Source organism: Protofrankia symbiont of Coriaria myrtifolia (assembly GCF_900634755.1).
Classification (GTDB): Bacteria; Actinomycetota; Actinomycetes; order Frankiales; family Frankiaceae; genus Protofrankia; species Protofrankia coriariae.
This window is the reverse complement of the sequence record NZ_CAAAFS010000013.1, coordinates 1-6,061: the sequence shown is the minus strand read 5'-3', so window position 1 is coordinate 6,061 and position 6,061 is coordinate 1. Positions and strand designations below refer to the sequence as shown.

Below are 6,061 nucleotides of genomic sequence, written 5' to 3'. Positions count from 1 at the left end.
GGGCACGATGTTCGTGGAGACCCGGGCCCTGCACCGTTCCCGGGCCGCGGCCCGGGAACGGTGCAGGGCCCGGGTCTCCACGAACATCGTGCCCAGGACCACCGCGGACGCGGCGGCGAAGCCGAGCGTGCCAGGCATCTCGATCAGGCCGATCGCGCCGCCGGCGACCCAGACGAGCTGCATCGCGGTTTCCGAGCGGGCGAACGCCGAGTTGCGAGTGTCCTCGGCGACGTCCCGCTGGATGATGGCGTCCAGCCCGAGCTTGCCGGTCGAGCTGGCCGTGGTGACCAGCAGGGCCGCGAGCAGCGAGGTCAGCTTCGTGTAGTTGACGGCGGCGCCCAGGCAGCCGCCGGCGGCCATCAGCAGCGACAGCATCAGCAGCGCTTCCGGCCGTTTGCGGCCGAGGCGCCCGCCGACGAACACGCCCAGGCCGCTGCCCACCCCGGCGCAGATCGCCAGCCCGGCGAGCCACAGGTTGTTGCCGCCGCTGGTCCGCAGCAGGAACGCCAGGTAGAAGGTGAGGAACCCGACCAGACCGCGCAGCACCAGCGACGCGCGCAGCGCCACCGGCAGCCCGCCGAGCGCGCGGCGCAGCCGGCCGGTGATGTCCCGGCGGAAGCGGCCCGTCCCGAGGAAGGCGCGTTTCTCACCCGCGGCGGAGTCGACGTGTTTCGGCAGGTTGAAGGCGAGCAGAACACCGATCATGTAGACGATCGCGCAGATCCGCAGCACCCACGGATAGCCGACGTAGGGGATGTTGGCGATACCGAGCGCGGCGGGGGCCACCACCGCCCCGGCCGCGATGTTGACCAGGGAGATCCGGGAGTTGACCTTCACCAGGGTCAGCTCCCGGGGGGCCACCCGCGGGATGACCGCGCTGCGGGCCACCCCGAACGACCGCGACAGCATCAGCAGCCCGAGCGCCAGCGGGTAGACCGCCACCCCGTCGAGGGAGCTCGCGAGCTGCCAGGCGAGCATGCCGCGGGCCAGGCAGATCGCGGCCAGGGCGGTTCGGCGGCCATAGGCGAACCTGTCCAGCACCGGGCCGATCACCGGTGCCAGCAGGACGAACGGCACCATCGTGATCAACAGGTACAGGGCGACCTTCGACCGTGCCTCACCGGTGGGTACCGCGAAGAAAAGTGAGCCGGCGAGTGCTACCGTGACCAGCGCGTCCCCGGCCGCGTTGACGAACGAAAGCTCCATCAGGGAGGCGAGCCCGGACTGTTCGGCGCCGCCCCGGCGGGCGGAGGCCCGCAGCTTCCGCACCCCCCTGGCGACACCGGCACCCACGTTCACCATGCTGAGTGTCCTCCCCCCCAGGAGAGCCATCACGACCACGCAGCGCAGTTCCGGAACGTGTAGGCGACAATACGTGCGTGGAGGCTCAGGATGTACAGCGCGGCCCGGCAGCACCCCCGGCACCGATGAGCGGGGACGTGACGGTGCCCGTCGATCCTGACCGGCCCGTCGACCTGGACCAACCCGTCGATCCTGACCGGGCCGACGGGCCGGTGCGGGCCGCTCGGGTGAGCCGCCCGTCCGTCTCGCCCAGGACCCCGCGCGCCCCCCGGGCACTGCGCCCACCCGCGCTGGACGCCGTGTGTGCCGCGGCCGTTGAGCAGGCCCGGGCCGCAGCCCTCGCCGAGGCCGACGATCCCAGTCTGGTCGGTGAGCATCTCGGTGCCGAGGCCGACGGCGAACGGCTTGTCCTGCACCGTTTCGCCTGCAGGTCACGCGCCTACCCCGGCTGGGTCTGGACGGTGGTGGTCACGCGCGCCTCGCGCATGCGCAAGCCCACCGTGGATGACGTGGTGCTGATGCCCGGCGAGGGGGCGCTGACCGCTCCGCAGTGGGTGCCGTGGTCACAGCGGCTGCGTCCCGGTGACGTCGGCGTCGGCGACCTGCTGCCGACCGCCGTGGACGACCCGCGCCTGACGCTGCGTCTCGGCGACATCGAGGAGTTCGTCGACACCGACGCGTGGCACGAGATCGGCCTCGGCCGTCCTCGCCTGCTGTCGGTGATGGGCCGCGACGACGCGGTGGCCCGCTGGTATGCCGGCGAGTCCGGCCCGGAGGCGTCCATTGCCCGGGTTGCCCCCGCGGCCTGCCGGACCTGCGGTTTCCACGTGCGTCTCGCCGGCGCCCTGGGGCAGGTGTTCGGGGTGTGCGCGAACGAGATGGCGCCGGACGACGGCCGGGTGACCGCGCTCGACCACGGCTGTGGTGCCCACTCGGAGGCACTGGTGGCGCCGTCCGCGCACCCGGAGTCGATCGTGTACGACGACGATCCGGGTGACGCGGAGTCCGCCGACCTGGAACTGGTCGGTGTTGCCGCGCATCCGCCCGGCTCGGTCCCGGACGATCCCGCCCAGGCCCCGGCCGGGGACGCCGCCGGCCCGGAGCCCTACGGCCACTCCTGACGCGGCTCCCAGCCGTCTCTTAGCGGCCGATACGGGGCGGCGATCCGCAGCCGGGCGACTCTTCGTCCTGGCCGATGATCCACTTGGCGTGGACGTGGAGTTCGACGTCGCCGGCGAGCTGTCCCCGGTGCCGGCTGTCGCCTGGACCCTGCCGTTGGAGGACTTCACCCGCGTGTTCACGACCACGGGCCTGGTGATCACCTGTATCCGGGAGCCGCATTTCTCCGAACGGCAGCTACGCGACGACCCGTGGTGAACCGAGCGCTTCATCTGCTCTCTGTTCATGCTGATCACGGCAAGCTGGACTACCTGAACCGGACCACTTGAAGACGCATTCCGTTGGGTGCGTCCAGCGTATCGTGGCGGTATGAGCGAGCCTGGCGTCGTCCCGTGGTGGGACGAGGAGGACTACCCGGCGGCCGAGCATGACGCCGACTGTCAGGCGATCGACGCGGCCTGGGCGGAGCCCGGGGAGAACATCCCGCTCGAGGTGGTGCTGGCCGAGTTCGGTGACACCGACCTGCTCGCCTCCTGAAGTGCTGACTCCGTGGCACCCTATAAGATCGAATTCCGTCCGGCTGCCTGGCGGGAGCTCCGGAAGATCCCGTAGCCGGCCCGGCGGCGCATCGAGGCGGCGATCGTCGGGTTAACCGATGATCCGCGTCCGGCCGGCTGCAAGGCCGTGGTCGGCCGTCCCGGGCACCTACGCCTGCGGGTCGGGGACTACCGGGTCATCTACCTGCCCCGTGATGCAGATCTCGTCATCGTCGTGGTCAGCACCGCTCACCGCCGTGAGGTCTACCACCGCTATTGATCCCACGATCGCACTTTTACAAAGAAATAGGTGTTTCCTTACCCGTCAGCTCCGCGCTGCCGGTGCGACGATCCCGTTCCGCCGGCTACTTCCATCTCACAAATTCAGTCAGTCTACACGCAAATTTTGAAGTCAATCTTGGGTGATGGGCTTGTGCGATGAGGAGCTGGCAGCCAGACCTGCGAAGCGGGTCGCACAGGGAGGCTGAAGCGCGGGCCGCGCTGACCCGGGGGAATTCACCGCCGGATCCGGATCCGTTTGGAGGCGGTGCCTGAGGTGCCAACCGGTTGGACACAGCGATGATCATATGGGGTGATCATATGGATGTGGATGCAGCCGGGATGTGGCTTTTCGGGCCAGGCCCGGCGCTTCTGGGAAGCCTCCGGAAGGGGGTGCCCACCCCTTGGTCGGGGTTCACCGGCCGGGGCATCCCTGACCGGGCCTGACCAGGTTCGTCCCCTCGGGATTCCCGGGGTTGGCCGGGCTTGCGGACGCTGGCCGGCTTCACCGGGAAGCGTCCGGGAAGATGGGTGGCGTGACCGGTACACCGACCGCACCCACCGTCCCGTCCACGCTACTTTCCGACGCTGTTGCGCCTGGCGCGACCGTGCAGCCCTACCGTGAGCTCGGGCTGACTGACGACGAGTATGCCCGTATCGTCAGCACGCTCGGGCGCACGCCGTCCGACGCCGAGCTCGCCATGTACTCGGTGATGTGGAGCGAGCACTGCTCGTACAAGTCGTCCAAGGTGCACCTGCGCCAGTTCCGCGACACGCCCGCGGGTGACCGGCTGCTCGTCGGCATGGGCGAGAACGCCGGGGTGGTCGCGGTCGGCGAGGGGCTTGCCGTCACCTTCAAGATCGAGTCGCACAACCATCCGAGCTTCGTCGAGCCGTACCAGGGCGCGGCGACCGGTGTCGGTGGGATCGTCCGCGACATTCTCACCATGGGCGCCCGGCCGATCGCCGTCCTCGACCCGCTGCGCTTCGGGGACGCCGACGCCCCCGACACCGCCCGGGTGCTGCCCGGGGTGGTCGCGGGCATCGGCGGCTACGGCAACTGTCTCGGCCTGCCCACGATCGGCGGAGAGGTCGTCTTCGACCCGTCCTACCAGGGCAATCCGCTGGTCAACGCGCTGTGCGTGGGAGTGCTGCCGGTCGGCCGGGTGCAGACGTCGGCGGCGACCGGGGTCGGCAACGCGGTCGTCCTGCTCGGCGCCAAGACCGGCCGGGACGGCATCGGCGGCGTGTCCGTGCTGGCGTCGGCGACCTTCGACGAGGGCGGCGGGCCGGCGCGCCGGCCGTCCGTCCAGGTCGGCGACCCGTTCACCGAGAAGATTCTCATCGAGTTCTGCCTGGAGCTGTTCGACCGCGGCTTCGTCGTCGGCATCCAGGACCTCGGCGGAGCCGGGCTGACCTGCGCACTGACCGAGACGACCGCGGCCGGGCTCGCCGCCGGCGGCCCCGGCGGGATGACGGTCGACCTCGATCGCGTCCCGCTGCGCGAGGCGTCGATGGCGCCGCACGAGATCCTCGCGAGCGAGTCCCAGGAGCGGATGCTCGCGATCGTCACCCCGGATGTGCTGCCCGCGGTGCTCGCGCTCGCCGAACGCTGGGGTGTGCTGGCTACCAGGATCGGCATGGTCACCGACAGTGGGCGCCTCGTCGTCCGCTGGCACGGTGAGGTCGTCGTCGACGTCCCGCCCGGCTCGCTCGCCGACGACGGGCCCGTCTACGACCGTCCGGTGCGCCGGCCGGCGGACCTCGACGCCCTGCGGCTGGACGACCCGGCGGCGCTGCCACGTCCGAGCACCGGGGACGAGCTGCGCGCGACCCTGCTGACGATGGCCGCCTCGCCGAACCTGTGCTCGAAGGCGTGGGTGACCGACCAGTACGACCGGTACGTGCAGGCGAACACCGTGCTCGCGCAGCCCGAAGACGCCGGGGTGATCAGGCTCTCGGAGGAGACGGGCCTCGGCATCGCGCTGGCCACAGACGGCAACGGCCGCTACACCCGGCTCGACCCGTTCGCGGGCGCGCAACTCGCCCTGGCCGAGGCGTGCCGCAACGTGGCCGCGGCCGGGGCCACACCGATCGCGGTGACCAACTGCCTGAACTTCGGCTCCCCCGAGGACCCGGAGGTCATGTGGCAGTTCGCCGAGGCCTGCCGGGGTCTCGCGGACGCCTGCCGCCGACTCGGCCTGCCGGTCACCGGCGGGAACGTGTCGTTCTACAACCAGACCGGCGCCACACCGATCAACCCGACGCCGGTCGTCGGCGTCCTCGGCCTGTTCGACGACGTGGCCCGGCGGGTCCCGATCGGCTTCGCGGACGAGGGTGATTCGCTGCTGCTGCTCGGGCAGACCCGGGAGGAGTTCGGCGGCTCCGAGTGGGCCTGGGTGACCCACCGTCACCTCGGTGGGCGCCCGCCCGCCGTCGACCTCGCCGCCGAGAAGCTGCTCGCCGAGATCCTGGTCGCCGGCTCCCGGGACGGGATGCTCACCGCGGCGCACGACCTCTCCGACGGCGGGCTGGCGCAGGCGCTGGTCGAGTCCTGCCTGCGGGGCGGGCACGGTGCCCGGATCGTCTTCCCGCGGGACGCGGACCTGTTCACCGAGCTGTTCAGCGAGTCGGCGGGCCGCGCGGTGGTGGCCGTGGCCCGCTCCGAGGAGCTGCGCTTCACCGACATGTGCGCCGCCCGCGGCCTGCCGTGTCGGCGCGTCGGTGTGGTCGACGGCGACACCCTCGAGGTCCAGGACGCCTTCACCGTCCCCCTGGCCGACCTGCGAACCGCCCACACCTCCACCCTGCCCTCCCTGTTCGCC

Annotated in this window: 6 protein-coding genes; 5 read left to right on the top strand and 1 reads right to left on the bottom strand. The window is 71.2% G+C overall.

Annotated elements, in window-relative coordinates; translation table 11 throughout:
* A partial coding sequence (locus tag CM1CMNOD_RS00475; RefSeq protein ID WP_131773788.1) for an MFS transporter occupies positions 1-1,302 on the bottom strand: 1,302 nt, incomplete at its 3' end.
* A gap of 137 nt (positions 1,303-1,439) precedes the next feature.
* Here CM1CMNOD_RS00475 and CM1CMNOD_RS00470 point away from each other — a divergent pair.
* The 5 genes from CM1CMNOD_RS00470 to purL form a co-directional block, all read left to right on the top strand.
* Positions 1,440-2,423 carry a DUF3027 domain-containing protein gene (locus CM1CMNOD_RS00470; protein WP_013871724.1) on the top strand — a complete coding sequence of 328 codons (984 nt, stop codon included), beginning with the start codon at positions 1,440-1,442 and terminating at the stop codon, positions 2,421-2,423.
* Between the two features lie 88 nt (positions 2,424-2,511).
* Positions 2,512-2,679: a hypothetical protein gene (locus CM1CMNOD_RS21320; protein ID WP_157490954.1), complete on the top strand. Its 168-nt coding sequence runs from the start codon at positions 2,512-2,514 to the stop codon at positions 2,677-2,679.
* A 111-nt stretch (positions 2,680-2,790) separates the two neighbouring features.
* A complete protein-coding gene (locus tag CM1CMNOD_RS21315; RefSeq protein WP_013871723.1) occupies positions 2,791-2,958 on the top strand; it encodes a hypothetical protein in 168 nt (55 codons plus the stop codon).
* Positions 2,959-3,048: 90 nt separating this feature from the next.
* Positions 3,049-3,237, top strand: coding sequence for a type II toxin-antitoxin system RelE family toxin (locus CM1CMNOD_RS00465; protein WP_202797695.1), 189 nt, complete (start codon positions 3,049-3,051; stop codon positions 3,235-3,237).
* A 526-nt stretch (positions 3,238-3,763) separates the two neighbouring features.
* The coding region (purL, locus tag CM1CMNOD_RS00460; protein ID WP_131773787.1) for a phosphoribosylformylglycinamidine synthase subunit PurL at positions 3,764-6,061 on the top strand (2,298 nt) is incomplete at its 3' end.

Bases quoted from the DNA above. Each gene is read 5' to 3' on its own strand.
- CM1CMNOD_RS21315 (WP_013871723.1), top strand. From the start codon at position 2,791: ATGAGCGAGCCTGGCGTCGTCCCGTGGTGGGACGAGGAGGACTACCCG.